Annotated in this window: 16 protein-coding genes; 3 read left to right on the top strand and 13 right to left on the bottom strand. The window is 63.4% G+C overall.

What is annotated here, in order from left to right:
• The first annotated feature begins 77 nt into the window (after positions 1 to 77).
• On the top strand, positions 78 to 2,093 hold the full coding sequence (locus EWM57_RS09565; protein WP_129920923.1) for an OmpA family protein: 2,016 nt from the start codon (positions 78 to 80) through the stop codon (positions 2,091 to 2,093).
• Between the two features lie 75 nt (positions 2,094 to 2,168).
• Here the strand turns inward: EWM57_RS09565 and EWM57_RS09560 are convergent, their stop codons facing one another.
• The 3 genes from EWM57_RS09560 to EWM57_RS09550 form a co-directional block, all read right to left on the bottom strand.
• Positions 2,169 to 2,663, bottom strand: coding sequence for a DUF6702 family protein (locus EWM57_RS09560; protein ID WP_129920922.1), 495 nt, complete (start codon positions 2,661 to 2,663; stop codon positions 2,169 to 2,171).
• Positions 2,664 to 2,731: 68 nt separating this feature from the next.
• Positions 2,732 to 4,072 (bottom strand): RIP metalloprotease RseP, encoded by a 1,341-nt coding sequence (gene rseP / locus EWM57_RS09555; protein WP_129920921.1) that lies wholly within the window; start codon positions 4,070 to 4,072, stop codon positions 2,732 to 2,734.
• 97 nt (positions 4,073 to 4,169) lie between these two features.
• A complete protein-coding gene (locus EWM57_RS09550) occupies positions 4,170 to 5,336 on the bottom strand; it encodes a 1-deoxy-D-xylulose-5-phosphate reductoisomerase (protein ID WP_129920920.1) in 1,167 nt (388 codons plus the stop codon).
• A gap of 166 nt (positions 5,337 to 5,502) precedes the next feature.
• Here EWM57_RS09550 and EWM57_RS09545 point away from each other — a divergent pair, with 166 nt between their 5' ends.
• Positions 5,503 to 5,991: a hypothetical protein gene (locus tag EWM57_RS09545; RefSeq protein WP_129920919.1), complete on the top strand. Its 489-nt coding sequence runs from the start codon at positions 5,503 to 5,505 to the stop codon at positions 5,989 to 5,991.
• A 6-nt stretch (positions 5,992 to 5,997) separates the two neighbouring features.
• Here the strand turns inward: EWM57_RS09545 and EWM57_RS09540 are convergent, their stop codons facing one another.
• From EWM57_RS09540 to EWM57_RS09500, 9 genes are all read right to left on the bottom strand, one after another.
• Positions 5,998 to 6,861, bottom strand: coding sequence for an HvfC/BufC N-terminal domain-containing protein (locus tag EWM57_RS09540; protein WP_165370468.1), 864 nt, complete (start codon positions 6,859 to 6,861; stop codon positions 5,998 to 6,000).
• The gene (bufB, locus tag EWM57_RS09535) at positions 6,854 to 7,819 is read right to left on the bottom strand and encodes an MNIO family bufferin maturase (protein ID WP_129920917.1); all 966 of its coding nucleotides are present in this window, start codon (positions 7,817 to 7,819) and stop codon (positions 6,854 to 6,856) included. Before bufB ends, EWM57_RS09540 begins: the two co-directional genes overlap by 8 nt.
• A 2-nt stretch (positions 7,820 to 7,821) precedes the next feature.
• A complete protein-coding gene (locus EWM57_RS09530; RefSeq protein ID WP_129920916.1) occupies positions 7,822 to 8,472 on the bottom strand; it encodes a hypothetical protein in 651 nt (216 codons plus the stop codon).
• Positions 8,473 to 8,500: 28 nt separating this feature from the next.
• Complete coding sequence (locus EWM57_RS09525; protein WP_129920915.1) at positions 8,501 to 9,886, bottom strand: ferritin-like domain-containing protein; 1,386 nt, start codon at positions 9,884 to 9,886, stop codon at positions 8,501 to 8,503.
• A gap of 11 nt (positions 9,887 to 9,897) precedes the next feature.
• Positions 9,898 to 11,451, bottom strand: coding sequence for a hypothetical protein (locus tag EWM57_RS09520; protein WP_129920914.1), 1,554 nt, complete (start codon positions 11,449 to 11,451; stop codon positions 9,898 to 9,900).
• Between the two features lie 125 nt (positions 11,452 to 11,576).
• Positions 11,577 to 11,996, bottom strand: a complete 420-nt coding sequence (locus EWM57_RS09515) for a hypothetical protein (protein WP_129920913.1) — start codon at positions 11,994 to 11,996, stop codon at positions 11,577 to 11,579.
• 137 nt (positions 11,997 to 12,133) lie between these two features.
• Positions 12,134 to 12,835, bottom strand: coding sequence for a response regulator transcription factor (locus EWM57_RS09510; protein ID WP_129920912.1), 702 nt, complete (start codon positions 12,833 to 12,835; stop codon positions 12,134 to 12,136).
• 463 nt (positions 12,836 to 13,298) lie between these two features.
• Positions 13,299 to 13,763 carry a 3-oxoacyl-ACP synthase gene (locus EWM57_RS09505; RefSeq protein WP_129920911.1) on the bottom strand — a complete coding sequence of 155 codons (465 nt, stop codon included), beginning with the start codon at positions 13,761 to 13,763 and terminating at the stop codon, positions 13,299 to 13,301.
• Positions 13,742 to 14,164 (bottom strand): hypothetical protein, encoded by a 423-nt coding sequence (locus EWM57_RS09500; RefSeq protein WP_129920910.1) that lies wholly within the window; start codon positions 14,162 to 14,164, stop codon positions 13,742 to 13,744. Before EWM57_RS09500 ends, EWM57_RS09505 begins: the two co-directional genes overlap by 22 nt.
• Positions 14,165 to 14,273: 109 nt before the next feature.
• Here EWM57_RS09500 and EWM57_RS09495 point away from each other — a divergent pair, with 109 nt between their 5' ends.
• On the top strand, positions 14,274 to 16,496 hold the full coding sequence (locus tag EWM57_RS09495) for a response regulator (RefSeq protein ID WP_129920909.1): 2,223 nt from the start codon (positions 14,274 to 14,276) through the stop codon (positions 16,494 to 16,496).
• 9 nt (positions 16,497 to 16,505) lie between these two features.
• Here EWM57_RS09495 and EWM57_RS09490 read toward each other — a convergent pair whose 3' ends face one another.
• Positions 16,506 to 16,934, bottom strand: a complete 429-nt coding sequence (locus EWM57_RS09490; RefSeq protein WP_129920908.1) for a LytR/AlgR family response regulator transcription factor — start codon at positions 16,932 to 16,934, stop codon at positions 16,506 to 16,508.
• Positions 16,935 to 17,044 lie beyond the last annotated feature (110 nt).

The following is a 17,044-nucleotide window of genomic DNA, read 5'->3' as shown; positions in this document are numbered from 1 at the left end:
CGTCAATTTGCATCAGAAAATTGCTATTTTTGAACCCCGCCGCGCCGAAAGGGCCGGTTTTCGTGTCTTATTTGATTATGCTCCGCTCTTTACGCCTGGTCTGCCTACTGCTTCTCTTCTTTGCCTTCGGGGCTGCCCGCGCCCAGCAGTCAAGCTCCGCGCCCTACAAGCAGCGCAAGCTCAGCAGCAAAGTCACCCGCCAGCTGCGGCTGCGTCCCGACGCCAACCCCGACTTTCCGAACGTCAACCGCCTGTCGTACTTCGAGGATAAAAAGGCCCTGAAAGCCATTGCTAAGGCCGAAAAGCGCCGCAACTGGAATCAGACCCGCAGCCTGCTCGAAGCCTACGTGGCCCAGTTCGGCATTCAGAACTTCTCGAAGAATACCATGATGCTCTGGCGCCTGGGCCAGCTCGAGGAAAAGGCCGGCAACGAGGAAAAAGCCAAGGCCTACTTCCGCCTCGCCCTCAAGCACCGCCGCCAGGACATCAACAAGGTCCAGCTCTACTACGACTCGCTCGAGGCCAAGCAGGCCGACCTCTACGTGCCGCTCAAGGCCTACTACGACATTGTGGAGTACCGCAAGAGCATTGCCACGTTTCACCCGCCCAAGGGCGTGTACACGAGCATGGGCGACGCCATCAACTCCAAGCGCGAGGATTACGGCCCGACCCTGAACGCCGGCGCCGACCAGATTATCTTCTCCTCCAAGCGCAAGATGCGCGGCATCAACGGCGTCATCGACGAGGACCTGTACACGTCCCGCAAGGAAAACGGGCAGTGGAATGACGCCGAGCCCCTGCCCAAGCCCATCAACTCGCCTTACAACGAAGGCTCGGCCTGCATCAGCAAGGACGGCAAGACGCTGTACTTTGCCCGCTGCGAGTGTCCCAGTTGCCACGGCAACTGCGACCTGTTCGTGTCGTCGCTCAAGGAAGACGGGCAGTGGACCGTGCCCAAGAGCCTGGGCATGCAGGTCAATTCCGCGGCCTGGGATTCCCAGCCCACCTTGTCGCCCAACGAGGACACGCTGTACTTTGCCTCCGACCGGCTCGGCGGCTTCGGGCTGTCCGACATCTGGTACACGGCCAAAAACAAGGCCGGGCAGTGGGGCAAGGCCGAAAACCTGGGGCCGGTGGTCAACACCCGGGAAAGCGAGGTGAGCCCCTACTACCACCCGCTCTACCACGTGCTCTACTTCAGCTCCCGCGGGCAACTGCTCAACTACGGCGACTTCGACATCTACAAAACCTACAAGGTGCAGGGCCGCTGGCAGGAGCCGCGCAACATCGGGCCGCTGGTCAACGGCAAGGGCTCGGAGTACTACTTCACCATCGACAGCGAGTCGAAGGACCTGTACTACGCCCGCTCCGAGGAAAAGGACCTGAAAAACCTGGACCTCTACTCCTTCCCCCTGCCCATGGAGGCCCAGCCCCTGGCCACGACCCACGTCGAGGGCACGCTCATCGACTCGGTAGCGGGCAAGCCTCTGGGCGGCATCGTGAGCATTATCGATACCGACAACGGCATCGAGGTGGCCAGCAAGTACGTGCGCCCCGACGGCACCTTCGCCTTCGATTTGATTGAGGGCTCCCACTACGTGATGCTGATTCAGAGTCCCGACTTTTTCAGCGTTGAAAAGCAGTTTGAGCTCAAGGGCGACACGGTGATGAAGCTGATGACCAACTCCATTGACTACAAAATCCCGCTCATCTTCAAAAACATTGAGTTTGACCCCGGCAAGGCCACTATCCGGCCCGCCATGCACCAGACTCTGGACCGCATTGCCCTGTTTCTGGTCGACCACCCCACGTTTCGGCTCAGCATTTCGGGCCACACCGACACCAGCGGCGACCCGGACGCCAACATGACCCTCTCGCAGGACCGGGCCGAGGCCATCCGCCGCTACATCGAAGTCAAGGGCAAGCTCAAGCCCAACCGCATCGAAAGCATGGGCTACGGCAGTAGTCAGCCCCTGAAGGACGAGGTAACCGAGGCTGATGCCAGCATCAACCGCCGGGTGGAGTTCCGCCTGCTCAAGCCCGACGACGACAAAGACAAAAAGGACGATTCCGGCGGCGTGGAGTGGAAGTAGCCCGCCGCTAAAAATCAGCAAGCCCCGCCGTAGCAATACGGCGGGGCTTTTAGCTGATTCACCCGGCGCAAAAAACTACCAGACCAGCTTCTGGCTTTCCTCGCCGTCGCGGAACAGGGCGCTCTGCTTTTTGCCGTTAGCCTCCACGTTCACGATATTCATCTCGTCGGCAAAGGTGTCAAGCAGTAGGCGGTGGCGCAGGTAGATGCCGTTGACGGGCTTGGCCAGGGGCACGGCGAAATACAGCCAGTGGGCGTCGCTTTCGCGCTGAAAGCCAATAAACTTCAGCGGCAGCGCCTCCCCAGGCTTGGTGCCAAAGGCCAGGGAGCGGGTCAGCAGAGTTGTAATCAGCGCCGTAACCTGGGGTCGGGGCGTTTCCTCGAAAGTCACGGACCGGGGCTGCCCCGCCGACAGCGCCTTTTCGAAGTCGTCGGTAAACACCTTCAGCGCCACTTCCAACTGTTTTTTCTGGGCATTGTAGCGCACGTCCATGATGGAGGCGTGGTAGGCGTGGGCCGCCGCGGCCAGGGCGACGGTGAGTAGGGCGCAAAGCAGGATAAGACGACGCATGGGAGAGGAATAAAACAAAGCTGCCCCCCTTAAAAAAGGAAGGCAGCTTTTTCGTTCACGAGGGCCGCTTAGAAAATGGCTTTGATGGCGTCGTTGAAGATAACGAAGACCATCAGGCCCAGGATCAGGACCATCCCAACCTTCTGGGCGTTTTCGAGAAAGGCATCCGAGGGCTTGCGGCCGGCAATCATTTCGTAGAGCAGGAACATCACGTGGCCACCGTCGAGGGCAGGCACGGGCAGCAGGTTCATAAAGGCCAGCACCATCGAGAGCATGCCGGTCAGCAGCCAGAAATGCTCCCAGTCCCACTGCCCGCCGTACTGCTGGGCAATGGCCATGGGCCCACCCAGCGACTTACGGGCCGACGCCTCGCCGCGGAAAATCTTGCCGAAGGCCGTGAGCTGGGTCGTAATCACGCCAAAGGCCTTCTTAGTACCCACCGGTACCGATTCGGCCAGGCCGTAGCTGCGGGTGGCCGAGTGCAGCAAGGACTTGGGCATGAAGCCCAGCTTGCCTTCCTCGTCGATTTTGGCGGTCAGCGTGACGGTTTCGGTGCCGCGCTGCACGAGCAGGGGCGTTTCCTTGCCAGCATTCGCCTTCAGGGCTTCCTGGAGCTGGGGGAAGAAGCGCGTGTCTTTGCCGGCGACCTGCAGAATCTGGTCGCCGGGCAGCAGGCCGGCCTTGGCCGCGGGGCTGCCCGACGACACCTTATCAACCTCAAACGGGTTCAGGGGCAGCACAAACGGGGTCTGGCTTTTGTCGGAGAGCTGGTCCATGAAGTCCACGGGCACGCGGATATCGACGAGCTGGCCCTGGCGCTCCACGGTGTAGTAGCCGTTTTTACCGATGAGCACGTCGGGCTTGTACACGTCGTCGAACTCGGTGAAGGGACGGCCGTTGATCTTGACGATTTTGTCGCCGGTGCGGAAGCCGATTTTCTGGCCCAGTTCGTTGGGCTGCACGCCGTACTTCACCTCCGTGGCAGGCAGGTATTCCTCGCCGTACTTGAAGGTGAGGGCCGAGAAGATAATGATGCCCGTAATGACGTTCATGATGATGCCACCCAGCATCACAATCAGGCGCTGCCAAGCCGGCTTCGAGCGAAATTCGTTGGGCTGGGGTTCGGCGGCGAGCTGGTCGGCGTCGGTGGTTTCGTCGATCATGCCGTGGATGGCCACGTAGCCACCCAGCGGGAACCAGCCCAGGCCGTACTCCGTCTCCCCGATTTTCTTTTTGAACAGGGCGAAGTTCATCACGCCCGGCATGGGAAACAGGAAGTCGAAGAAGATGTAAAACTTATCGACGCGAATCTTGAAGTACTTGGCCGCCGCGAAGTGGCCAAACTCGTGCAAACCAACCAGAATGGAAAGGCCCAGCAGCATCTGGCCGGCCATGATTAATATTTCCAAAGCGAAATCGGGGACGTGGTAAGGAGGGGAAATCAATTACTTGAGAACGTCATGCAGAGCATGACAACGGCCAATTGACGGCTATTCGTCTCAACACCTATCCGCGGCCAACTAATTCCAGGGCCACGCGGCGCGTTTCGGCGTCGGTTTGCACGTAGTCGTCGAGGGAAGGTCCGGCAAGGTACGAAACCTTCGTCAGGCAGCTTTCGACCAGCGTGGGCATTTCCAGAAACCCGATTTCGTCGCGCAGAAAGGCGGCCACGGCAATTTCGTTGGCCGCGTTGAGCACGCAGGGCGCGTTGCCGCCCCGGCGCATGGCCTCGAAAGCCAGCGGCAGGTTGCGGAACGTGGCGCGGTCGGGCTGCTCGAAGGTGAGCTGAGGGTAGTCGAGAAAGGAAAAGCGCGGAAAGTCGGACGGCAGCCGCTCGGGGTAGCCCAGCGCGTACTGGATGGGCAGCTTCATGTCGGGCAAGCCCAGCTGGGCCTTCAGGGAGCCGTCCTCGAACTGCACCAAGGAGTGAATGATGCTCTGCGGGTGCACCACCACGTCGATCTGGTCGTCGCGGAGCCCAAACAGCCACTTGGCTTCAATCACCTCCAGTCCCTTGTTCATCAGCGAGGCCGAGTCGATGGTGATTTTGGCGCCCATGTCCCAGTTGGGGTGCTTCAGGGCCTGGGCCTTCGTGACGGACGCCAGCTGCTCGGCCGTGCGCCCCCGAAACGGCCCGCCCGACGCGGTCAGGATGATTTTCTCAACCGGGTTGCGCTCCTCCCCCACCAGGCACTGGAAGATGGCCGAGTGCTCGGAATCGACGGGGTAAAGCCCCACGCCGTGCTGACGGACCAGCTCCGTAATCAGCTGCCCGGCCACGACCAGGGTTTCCTTGTTGGCCAGGGCAATGTCTTTGCCGGCCCGGATGGCGGCCACTGTGGGCAGCAGTCCGGCGTAGCCCACCATGGCCGTCAGCACAATGTCGGTGTCGGGGCGGCCGGCAACTTCGGTCAGGGCGGCGGCCCCGGCCAGCACTTCGGTAGGCTGCCCGGCCAGGGCCGTTTTCACCGTCTCGTACTGCCGCTCGTCGCCAATAACCACGGCGGCGGGCCGGAACTCGCGGGCCTGGGCAATGAGTAGCTCGGCGTTGGCGTGGGCCGACAGCGCCGCCACCCGGAAGCGGCCGGGGTGGGCACGAATTACGTCGAGGGCCTGGGTGCCAATGGAGCCGGTGGAGCCGAGCAGGGTGACGCGTTTGAGGGAAGCAGACATGCGGAAGTGACGGAATCAGGGAGGCGCCCGGGGCGCAGGTCAGCAAAAGTACGGTGAAGTTTGGCTTGCCACCACGCCAGCCCGGATTTCGTACCGGCCCGGCCCGGGAAGTAGACCCGCCCGGCAAAAAGCCCGTACTTTGAGCTCCCAGCCCTTTTTACCGCCCGTGACCAGCTCCCCTCCTCCCGCCCCAACGCCCTCTGCCTTCGACAAAGCCCGCCAGGGGCTATGGTCGAGCTTGCAGAAGCACCTGGAAACCGTGTACGCCGCCGACAGCAGCTTCCGCGCCGCCACGGCCTTCACCGATTCCTTTCCCTTCTCCCCCGCCGCCTTCGAGCCCCAGGTCCTGCTCGACTACCAGCAGCAGCGCGCCCGGCTCCGCGACCTGTACGTGGACGAAACCACCCAGCTCGACAGCCTGGTGAAAGCCGTGCGCACCAAAAGCTACCAGGAAGACGAGAAAAAGCTGCTCCTGCTCATGATTCTGGGCTACATGGACATTGCCGAAACCATTTTCGCCCTGCTCGACGTGCGTCGCCCCAGCAAGCTCGATAAAGACGAGGAGCTGGAGGAAACGGCCGCCAAGTTTGAGCGGGTGAAAAATTTCGTCCGCCTCAACATCAAGGGTATTTCCGGGCTGTTGCCGAAGCTGTGAGCCGGGCTAACCCGCCTGACTTGTAGCGGGCTTGGAGACAAAAAAGCCCCAGGCCTGCCACTTCTCCCGCCAGATCTGCCACAGCGCCTGGGCGGCGGCTTCGTCCAGCTCCGGCTGCGCGGCCAGCTGCTGCACCGCGGCCGGCAGCGGGTGGCCCTGGCGCAGCCAGCTCAGAAACCGAAACTGCACCGGATTCAGCTCGAACATGCCCAGCTGGAAATCGACGCGGGTAATGGCCAGAAAGCTCGGCCGGGCCGGCGGTAGCGGCGGGTTTTCGCCCCGGTACACGGCCTGGTAATAGCCATTGACGGGAAAGCGGAAGCTCAGCAGCCCAAAGCACGGGGCCAGTTCTAGTATTTCATCCGGCCCAGCTGCCGGCCGGTTTTCGGAGCCGGGCGCGTCGAAGAGCACGAAGGCGGCGCGCTCCAGGCGGGCCAGGTCAAGCATGAAGTCGATCCAGGCCTCCCGCTCGGCGGGCGGGGCGTCCCGGTCGGGGCGGGTTTCCTCTAAAAACTGCGGGAAGCGCGCGCCCAGCTCCCCCAGCGTGTAGGTTTCCGACGGATAGGCGGCCAGGTACTCGCGGGCAAAGTCCTCGAACAGTTCCTCGCCCAATGCGTGCCGAAGCACCCGAAATTGCCCGGCCATGCACTCAAGCAGGCGGGCAAAGTAGCCCCGCTGGTACACGGCCAGGCGCTGCCCCCCACTCATGCGGCTGGAGGGCGCAATCAGCTGCTCGACGGTGGCGGGCTCCAGCGCCAATACCGCTTGGGCCGCTTCCCCGCGCATGGCCGCGCCCAGACCCGCCGAATCGGTGAGCACCGTCTGCAGCCAGTGCTGCACCTGCTGCAGAGTAAAAGCCGACTCAGCCACGGGCAGCCACGGTTTGAGGTTCCAAGGGCATAATACCAGGCGTCAGAAAGCTCAGCGGGTTGGATACCACGCCGGCAGCGGGCTCCACCACCGGGGCCGCCGCCGGCCCGAGCGGCAGCGCGTTCATAAACTGCCGGGCTTTGAGCAGTTCGGCGTGGTACTCGGGGAAGGGCGGAATCTGGCTGTCCCATTCCAGCAGGGTGGCCACGCCGCCGGTGCGCTGCCACGCCCTTTGGAACAGCGCCCACACCGGCGACAACACCTCCCGGTCGTGGGTGTCGATGATGTGGGTGCCGCAATGCTGGTGCCCGGCCAGGTGCATCTGCACGATCCGGTCGGCGGGCAGCGCATCGATGTAGGCCAACGGGTCGAGGTCGTTGTTGAAGCAGGTCACGTACACGTTGTTCACGTCGAGCAGCAACCCGCAGCCGGTTTCCGCGGCCAGCCGGCTCAGAAACTCGGGCTCCGAAATTGTGGAGTGGGCGAAGCTGAGGTAGGTGCTCGGGTTTTCCAGAATGAGGGGCCGCTCCAGAAAGTCCTGAATCTGGCGCACCCGCCCCACAATGTGGGCCAGGGTTTCCTCGGTCAGCGGCACGGGCAGCAGGTCGTGAGTGTTCAGGCCCATGGCGCCGGTCCAGCACAGGTGGTCACTCACCCAGGCCGGCCGAATAGCCCGGGCCAGCTTTTTAAGCCGGGCCAGGTAATCAACGTTCAGCGCGTCGGTGCTGCCCACCGACAACGACACGCCGTGCATCACCACCGGGTAGCGCTCCGCAATCTGGTCGAGCACGTGCCGGGGCCGGCCGCCGGAATCGATGAAGTTCTCGGAAATGATTTCAAACCAGTCGACGGCCGGCCAGTGCTCCAGGATGTGGTTGAAATGCACGTGCCGCAACCCCAGCCCGAGGCCGAGGTTGGGCAGCTGCTGTACCTGCTGACGGTAGTGCGGGGCGTCCATCGTTATTGCGCGTCGTTGCCGGCCCCGTGCTTCTGCCCGGAGCGCACTCCGCACAGGTTGCCGCCCCCGCCGAAGCTACAGTCGGGGTTGCCGCTGGAGCCGCAGCCGTCGAACGGGCCCAGGGTGCGCAGCCACCAGGTCGGCGGGCCTTCGGGAAACGGCGGAGTGCCCACCTCCCGGTCTTCGCGGGTCAGGCGCTCCTCAAACAGCTGGCGAGCTCGCAGCCACACGCTCTTGCCCTGGTTGGGCCCCAGGGTGCTGAAGCGGTTTTGCTGAATGGGCGTGGCGCAACTGCCCTTCCAGGCGCAGTCGTTCTGGCCGGGCTGGTTTTGCTCTTCGGCGCTGCCGTAGAGGCCGCAGCCGCCCTGGCCGCGGCAATTGTTGAGCGAGTGGCACACGTGCTCGGTGGTGGCGCAGTAGCCCGAGCCGGCGCAGCTGTTGGTGCCGAACCGGTCGTGGCCCTTGCAGGCGTTCAGGCCCATGCAGGCGTGCAGTTCCAGGGGCACGAAAGCAGCTTTGGGCGCGGCCGGGCTGGGCGCGGGGGCCGGGGCGGCCCCGCAGCCGTTGCTGGCCGAGCCGCCGCAGCCGTTGGCCGCCGTGGCAGCCAGGTTACCAGCCTGAGCGGCCGGGCTGTTGGTATTGCTGGTATTCATAGGGTTCTGGGGAAAGCAACCGTTAAACTTAAGCGAAGCTGAGCACCTTCTTGGTCACGATGTCCATGTCGGGCAGGGTCTGGATGCGGGCCAGCACGTTGGCGCTGGGGTTCAGACTCGCCGGAATCTTGTTGAACAACGCCACGAGCTGGGACTTGGCGCTGGTGGCGGGGTCAAACTCGTAGTTTTCGAACGTGGGGCCGGCTACTCCGCCCCAGGGCAGCGGCAGGCTGGTGATATAGTCGCAGAGGGTGCTCAAAATGAAGATCATGCCCTTGTGCATCCCGAAGTTGAAGATTTCCTTCTGCTTCGGAATTTCCTGGCGGTAGCAGGCCTCAGTCATCATGTAGAGGTAGGTGTACACCGCGTTGAGCAGGTTCGACACGGCCTGAATGGGCGCTGGGTAGCCGGCCGTGGTTGGGTTTTCGGGTACGGGCTTCACGAAGTAGGCCAGCAGGGAATAGTCGTCCATCTGGCCTTCCTCCCGCAGCAGGGCGGCCAGCTCGTCGTAGAGCTGGCAGTATTTCTGGTAGTGCGACTCTTCCTGGTCGACTTGCTTGTCGCCGTACTTCTGCCAGGGCCGGGCGGCGTCCTTGGCGTGGGGCTTTTCCACGTGACCCTCGCCCTGCTCCACGATGATGTCGATGGCGGCCAGGGCGCATTTCACGTCCACGATGCGAATCAGGTCCCCGACATTGCCGTGCGGATTCTTGGGGTCAGCATCCTGGTTGGTGAACTGGGGCTTGTGGTTTTTGTCGTAGTAAAGTGTGTTAACGTTGTTGGTGGCGTAGTAACCTTGGTTGGGACCCAGCTGGGGGCAGTCTTTGAACTTGTCGAAGTCCGGGGGCGTGACATTGCTGGTAATCTGGGCGCTGATCCAGCCGTAGAGCTCCCCCAGCGACGACCAGTCCCGGGTGGGGTCCGGGGCCGCCTTGAGCATGGGTTGGGGCACCTCGGGCAGCTCAATCTGCTTGAACACCTCGAGCTGGGCCAAGCCGAAGCCGCGCAGTGGAATTTCCAGCCCCGGCAGGTGGCCGCGCAGCTGGGCCGGGTAGTGCTTCGGCGACTTCCCCACTAGCTTGGGCATGCCCACCAGGGCGCGCTTGAGGTTGCAGGCCAGGGCCATGTGCAGCATTTCCTCCACCGCCACGCTCATGATGGTAGCGCCGGCCTTGTTGGCGTGCACCATTAGCTGCACCGACACGTCCTGGGCCTTCTGGGCAGCCCGCTCCGTGGACAGGCCCGCGTCGATGTAGCGGTTGGTTAGGTCGGCAATAATCTTTTTCTGGTCCGGAACCCGGTTGATGGAATAGTAGGTGTAGAGGTAAATCGGAATGGTGCTCAGCTCGATTTCAATGGCCTGCTGAATGGCGGCCTTGAGGTCGTTGGGTACCGCTTGGAGAGAGTTGGGCATGGGAAAGAATGTTAGTAGTGGGAAGTGGCGACGTGGTCGTTTTCGAGCGGCAGCAGGGGCCGGGGCTTGCGCGGGTGCCCAAACTGCGTATCTGCATTAGCCGCCCGCAACAGAGCCGGCAGCGGGGGCAGGCCCGCCAGCTGCCGGATGGCGCTGATGCTGGGCAGCAGGCAGTAGGCCGCCCCCCGGGTGATGAGTAGCTCGGGCAGATTGGTAAGCTTCGTTACCGGGCAGGGGCCGGCAGCAGTCGGCAGCGGCACCAGAAAATCAGTGTTGATGCTGGGACCGGTGCTGCTGCTGACGCGGTTGCCGAGCAGAGCATCCTGGGGATAGGTGCGCGACCGGGGCGGGGGAAACACCGGGCTGAAGTCGTTAACGTTCATCCAGGAACTGATCCGCTCGAACTGGCTCGTCAGGTTGCCGCACAAAAACAAGCCGACTAGGCCCCGGTCCACCCCATCGTCGGGGGCGCCGGCGGGCAGCGGGGCTCCGTAGGGCACGCCGCGCCGGATAATGCGCACCGGCGTCTTGCCCTCAATGGTGGTCAGCGCCTGGTCCCGGGGGTTGGCCACGCGGGTGTGGGCCGAAAACGGGCACTTGCTCGTGTTGCCCGCGTCGGCCGGGTTCGAAGGCGCCGGGGTGTAGTACAAGAAGTCTTCCGCGTCCTGAGTGGCGGGGCTGGGCTCGTCGGGGCTGAGCATGAGCGGGGAGCCATTGCGCCAGCGCCCCACCAGCTTGGCCGCCGTCCACTCCACCTTGTCGGGCCCCTGCGACTCGATGAGGGTATTGAATTTGGCCACGTCCTGGTAGAGCAGCCGGAAGGCGTTGTAGCAGCCATCCTTGGCAAAGTTGGCGGCCGGCCCCGGGCTAGTAGGGCCCGGACCAACCAAGGCGTACTCCGGGTAGCCAATCAGAAAGTTGTTCAGGTCGCCTTGGTCGGGCGGACCGGGCGTGCCGGCGGTGCGCCACTGCAGAGCGGGCTCCGAAATGCCGTCCCGGTAGCCGAAGTGAATCTCATCGACGGGCAGCTGGCACTGGGTCAGGCGGCTTTTCTGGTCGCGGGCGGCAAATAGCTCGGTCACCCCCGCCGCGCGGGCCGCCGCCGCCACGTACTCCACCACCTCGGTCAGGTCGGCGGCAGTCAGGCCGTAAGCGTGGACGATGCAGTGCAGGTCGGTGGTCTGGAAATTCTGGTACCACCACTGGCTGGGGTCACTGGTGCCCACATCGGCCAGCGAGGCCTGCGACCCATCCGAAGCCGGCCCGTTTTGAAACGTGGCGGGAAAGGCGGTGAGGTCGGCGGCGGTGAAAACCCCTGCCTTGAGCACGCTCGGGCAGGACAAGCCGGCATAAGTCAGCCCCAGGTTGAGGATGGTGCGGGGCTTGGCGGCGCCCCAGTCCTGGGCGTCCTGAATGCCCCGGTCGCAGAGGGCCTTGAAAAATAGCGCCGCCTGGGCCTGGGCCCCGAAGCTGTAAAGCAGGTGGCTGGAGTAAGGATGGGTGTAGCCGCGGACGATAAGGCCCTGAAGGTTGGCTTTACTGGGAATAGGGCTGGCGGATGACATGGGTAGCGGCTAAGGAAAGTGGTCAAAAAAAGAATCAGCCCGACGCGCAGGCTGATTCCGGACTGATAACCCGCGGGTACTCTGGGTCAGGCACGACGCCTGCCCCGGGGTTATCCCGGCGCGTCCTAGGAGCCCACAATCTGCTTGACCGTCAGGGTGTAGGCCTGGTAGAGGTCGGTGGCTTTCTTATTGAGGTTGTTGGCGTCGATGAAGTTTTCGAAGCCGGTCTGGTCGGTAACCGGCGGCTCGGGCGGGGTGAGGGCAATGGCGGCAATGCCCTGGAAAGCTTTCTTGGTGCCGTCGTTCTGCCAGAAGTAGTCGAGGTAGGGGTTCATGGCGCCGTCGAACACGGTGTCGAGCAGGATGGCCAGCGTGCCCGAGCCCGAGGGGTTCGGAATCAAGGACAGGCGAGCGTAGTGCACGATGCCCGACGCATCGAGGCCAGCCTGCACCGACGACACAAAGTTCTGCTGGGCGTACTGGGCCGCCGCCTGCGAAATAGCGTCCTGTTTGATGGGCACGTAAAGGGTAAGCGGAGTAGCCATGAGCGAAAAAGAAATGAAGTGAGCCTGGAAAGGAAAGGGCAGTAGCAAATCTGCCACGGAATGTTGAAGGCGGCATTAGTGCTGGCACTAGTTGTTTAAATCCTAGTGCCAGCACTAGGGGGCCCCTCTCCCACCCTTCAGGCCGGTTCCAGCACCGACAGTCCACTATTGGCAAACAGCCCCCGCCGCAGGGCAAACAGCACTAGGGCCAGCGAAGTCCGGGTGCCGGTTTGCTGCAGCATCCGGCTGCGGTGGTATTCCACGGTCCGCACGCTGGTGGAGAGCAATTCCGCAATTTCCTCGTTGCAGTAATCCTCGGCAATGAGCTGAAGTACGGCCAGCTGGCGGGGCGTAAACTCGGTTTTCGGGCTAGTGCCCCTGGTGCGGCGCTCCAGCTGGCGCTGCAGAAGTGCCAGCATGCTGGCACTGTAAAACTGCCCCTGCCGCAGCACCCCGGCCACCATTTCGCAGACCTCCGCGGTGGAGGCTGAGCGCGCCAGCAGCCCACTCACGTTGTGGCGCAGCAGCCGCAGCAAGCACGACTCGGGCGTGGCGGCCGGCTCGGTCAGCACCACCACCGGCAGCTGCGGATTCGTAGCGCGCAGGGTCGTTAGCAGGGCTTCGGGCTTGGCGGGGGCCCCGGGCAGGTCGGGGCTGGTGACAACCAGCGCGGGGGCGAGCTGCTGGGTCAGGGCAAGCAGCTCGGGCCAGGTGGCAGCTTGGTGCAGGCAGTAGCCGGCCGAAGCCTGGGTGAGCACCTGCACCAGGCCCAGCCGCAGCAACGGCACCGCATCGGCGACCAGGATTACCCCCGTCGGAGGCAGGAAGGAGGAAGTCATAAAATAGTAGTAAAACCTGGTTAACTAAGTCTGCAAGCGGTTTTGAGCCGGCTAAGGCTGGGCCAGCCCGGTCCGGAACCTGCCGGCGCTGGCTGACCGGACAGAACGCACGCGGCAGCCAACCGGCGGCCCGGGTGGTAATAGCAGGAAACTAGTGGGGATGCTCCGGACGCAGGTCGGGCAGCAGAGGCCCGGCGAAGCGCAGAATCACCCGTCCCTTTCCGCGGGCGTCAGGACGCGAACCGGGAAAGAGCCACTACTCCCGTGGGCTGGCCGCGAGGCGGACAAGCCGGAACGGGGAGGCGTTGCGGGACAGGTGTGGAAAAGGGAGCGAGGTAACAAGGTTGCCCAGCCAAAAGCTCAGGGCAGCTCAACAATAGTAAGCTTGTTTGGCGAGAAAACTACGGTAATGGATACGTTTTAATTCAGATAGTACAAGGGCCGTAGCCCCCGGGCGGCGGGCTTAGCTCACGCTTTCCACCCGGATTTGCTTGCCGTTGAACACGGCCTCGTCCCCGGCCCGTTTGCCGCTCAGCGCCGCGGCTATCGGGGCCGCCGCCGACACGGCGAAGTAGTCGGCTCCCTCCACCGTGAGCTGGCCGGCGCTGATGCTGATGAAAAACCGGCCCATACTGGTCTGGACCAGCGCCCCGGGGTGCACCGAGTCGCAGGGACGGGCGGGGTCGATGCGCAGCAGTTCGGCCTGGAGCTTGCGGGCCTCGGCCAGCTGCACCAGGTTCCGGTCCCGCTCGTTCTGGGCCATGGCGCGGCCGGTTTCGTACTTGTCGCCGGCGCTGCTCTTGGTTTCGGAGTTGGCCGACTCCTGGGCCGCATCGATGGCCGCCTGAATGGCGCGCAGCCGGTCGTCGACGTACTGCTGGCAACGGGCGTAGAGGGCGGGTTTAATTAGCTGACCTGGGCTTCCCATACTATTTCAGAATTGTTCTCGATTTGCCAGCCTGATAAGAGCCGGCCTAGCTTATTGAGCGAGGCTGGTTCCGCCGGGATTGAGAATTCCAGCCGGTACCTACTAGGGTCATTATGGTTATCGGCTACGACCACCTTCAGGGCACTGTGCCCCCCGGCATTGTAACAATAGGCCTGCAGAATCAGAAAATCCTGGTCCTGCGCGTTGCTGCCCGCTTCAAACGTGACGCAATCAACCGCGCTACGCGGAAAGCTGAGCAGCTGCTTGCCGAACTGGTTCCACGCATCAGGCTCACCATAAAAGTGCATGTGGGCCTCAATAGCCCGGTGACGAATAGTTACGTCGAAAATCCCAAGGCCATCATCGTATGCTGCTGAAAAGGTAATTATCGAATTCGTCATGGCAGGAAATTCCTTCACTTCAGTATCCTGATCCGCAAGTAAGCACTCCGCACCCAATGGCGCGGCATCCGGCGCAGAAACCTATATTTAGCTACCCCAATCCCACCCCATGCCCACGCCTACTGCATCTTCTGAAACTCTCGCTGCCCAGCTGCTCACCCAAAGCCCGCAGCCGGTGCTGCACCTGGGCCGCGACGGGGCCGTGCAGTATGCCAATGCTGCCGCCGAACAATTGCTAAAGCAGCTCGATGAGTCCGGCGCCGGGCGGGAAATGCTGCTGGGGCTGGCTGACCCGGCCGTGGGGCCCGCGCCCGCCGAAATTACGCTGGCCGGCCGGGTGTTCTTGCTGACTGCCGTGCCCGCCCCGGTGGGCCGCACGCTGTACCTGACCGACATTACCGCCCAGCACCACACCCGGCGGCAGCTGGACGAGGAGCGGCAGTTTCTGGAAACGGTGCTTTATCTGCTGCCCACCGGCGTCGCCATTTTCGACGCCCAGCAGCGGTTCCGGTACGTCAACCCGGCCGCCATTCGCAACGACGCCATCCGGGCCTGGGTGATTGGCAAAAACAACTTCGAGTACTGCGCCTACCGCAACCACCCCATGCAGATGGCCGAGCAGCGCCGCCAGCAGTTTGAGCGCGCCCGCGAAACCCGGGCCGAGGTATCGTGGGAGGAAACCATCGACAGCCCCAGCGGCCCCCGGCACTGGCTGCGCCTGTACTGGCCCGTATTTCATGCCGACGGCTCCCTGCGCATGGTGGTGGGCTCCAGCGCCGACATCACCGACCGGTACCGGGCCGAGCAGGAAGTGCAACGGGCCCGGCAGGCCGCCGAAGCCGCCGTGCGGGCCCGGGAAACGTTTTTGGCCAACATGAGCCACGAAATTCGGACGCCCATGAACGGGGTGCTGGGCATGGCTGGCCTGCTGGCCCGCACTGAGCTCAGCGCCCGGCAGCTCGACTACCTCAACGTTATCCGCCATTCCGGCAACCACCTGCTCAGCGTGCTCAATGACGTGCTGGACGTGGCCAAGATTACCTCCGGCAAGCTGGAGCTGGAGCACGCCGCCTTTGATCTGGGCGCGCTGGTGCACCTGGCCAGCCAGGCTCAGGCATTTCGGGCCGCGGAAAAAAGCCTGGCCTTCCACCTGGAGCTCCCCGACCCGGCCGCGCCCCTGCTCGTGCTCGGCGACTCCCACCGGCTCCAGCAAGTGCTGCTCAACCTGGTCAGCAATGCGCTGAAGTTTACTTCCCAGGGCCGGGTAACGCTGCTGCTGGAGCGGCGGGCGGAGACTGAGGCGGCAGTGACGGTGCACTTCCGGGTGACGGACACCGGGATTGGCGTGCCCGCGGCCAAGCAGGAGCTGATTTTCGGCAGCTTCGCCCAGGCCTACGCCGACACCACCCGCAATTTCGGCGGCACCGGCCTGGGCCTTACCATCAGCAGCAGCCTGGTTGAGCAGCTCGGGGGCCACTTGGTGGTGGGCAGCGTGCCCGACGAGGGCAGCACCTTCGCCTTTACCCTGACGTTTCCTAAGGCCGCGCCCGACGAGCTGCCTATGGCCCGGCTGGATTCGGCCGACAGTCCGGCCCACCAAGTGCGGGGCTGGCGGGTGCTGCTGGTGGAAGACCACGACGTGAACCGGCAGCTGGCCCAGCTCGTGCTGGAGCACTACGGCGTGCTGGTCGATGCGGCCGAAAACGGCACCCGGGCCCTGGCGCTGTTTGCCCGGCACGACTACGACATCATCCTGATGGACATTCAGATGCCCGACCTAAGTGGCCTCGACGTGACGGCCGCCATGCGCCAGAGTCCCGAGGCCTGGCGGGCCCGCACGCCCATCATTGCCCTGACGGCCAACGCTATTCGGGCCGACAACGAGAAGTATCTCGCCGCCGGTATGGACGACTACCTGGCCAAACCCTTCGAGGAAGCGGAGCTGCTGCGCAAGATGTGCGCCCTTTACCGGGGGCCGCAGCCCGCTGCCCCGCAGTTTGAGCTTAGCGAACTGCTCGACATGGCCCACGGCAGCTCCACCTTCGTAGCGCGCATTCTGAACTCCTTTCTGGCCAGTACGCCCGCGGTGCTCCAGCAGCTGCAAAGCGCCGCGGCGGCCAACGACTGGCCCGCGGCGGCGGCGGCAGTGCACAAGCTCAAGCCCACGTTGAAGCTGCTACACGTAGCGGAGCTGCTGGCGGCCGTCCGTATTCTGGAAATGTCCCCGGCCTCCCTCCCCGACCGAACCCGGGCCGCCGAGCAGCTTATCGACGCCCTGCCCCGGCTGCTGAATGCGCTCCGGCAGTGGCTAAAAGAGCATCACGCTGCGTAGCTGCCAGGCTTACAGCGTGGGATGAATGGGGTGCGGGGCCAAAGGGGGTTCAGAACGCAGCCGCTCCACCACCCGTTCCACGGCCTGCTCAAACCGCTCGTAAGTAAAAGGCTTCACCAAATAATCGACTACGCGCAGCTCGAAGGCGTCGAAGGCGAAATTCTCGTGGGCAGTGGTGAGCACCACCTGAGGCGGCTCGGGCAGCAGGCGCAGCATATCCAAGCCATTAAGGTCGGGCATTTCCACGTCCAGAAACAGCACGTCGACCCGCCGCTCCTGGCTGAAGAATTCCAGCCCTTCCACGCTGCCGGCCAGCATGGCCAGCAGTTGCAGCCGCCCGTTGCGTTCCAGGTAGTGCTCCAGGGTCAGCCGGTTGATTTCGTCGTCGTCGAGAATGGCGCAGGTAAGCGGGACAGGGGTAGCGGGGCGGATATGCATCGGGCGGGTGGATAAAGAGGGGGCCAGGGCTACCGCAAAAACGCGCGCAACCTTCCGGCTATATTCCTATTGCAGCAAAATATAACCAAATTCCCAGAATCCCAATGGTC

The organism is Hymenobacter persicinus, from assembly GCF_004167665.1.
Classification (GTDB): domain Bacteria; phylum Bacteroidota; class Bacteroidia; order Cytophagales; family Hymenobacteraceae; genus Hymenobacter; species Hymenobacter persicinus.
This window is presented reverse-complemented; position numbering and strand designations above follow the sequence as displayed.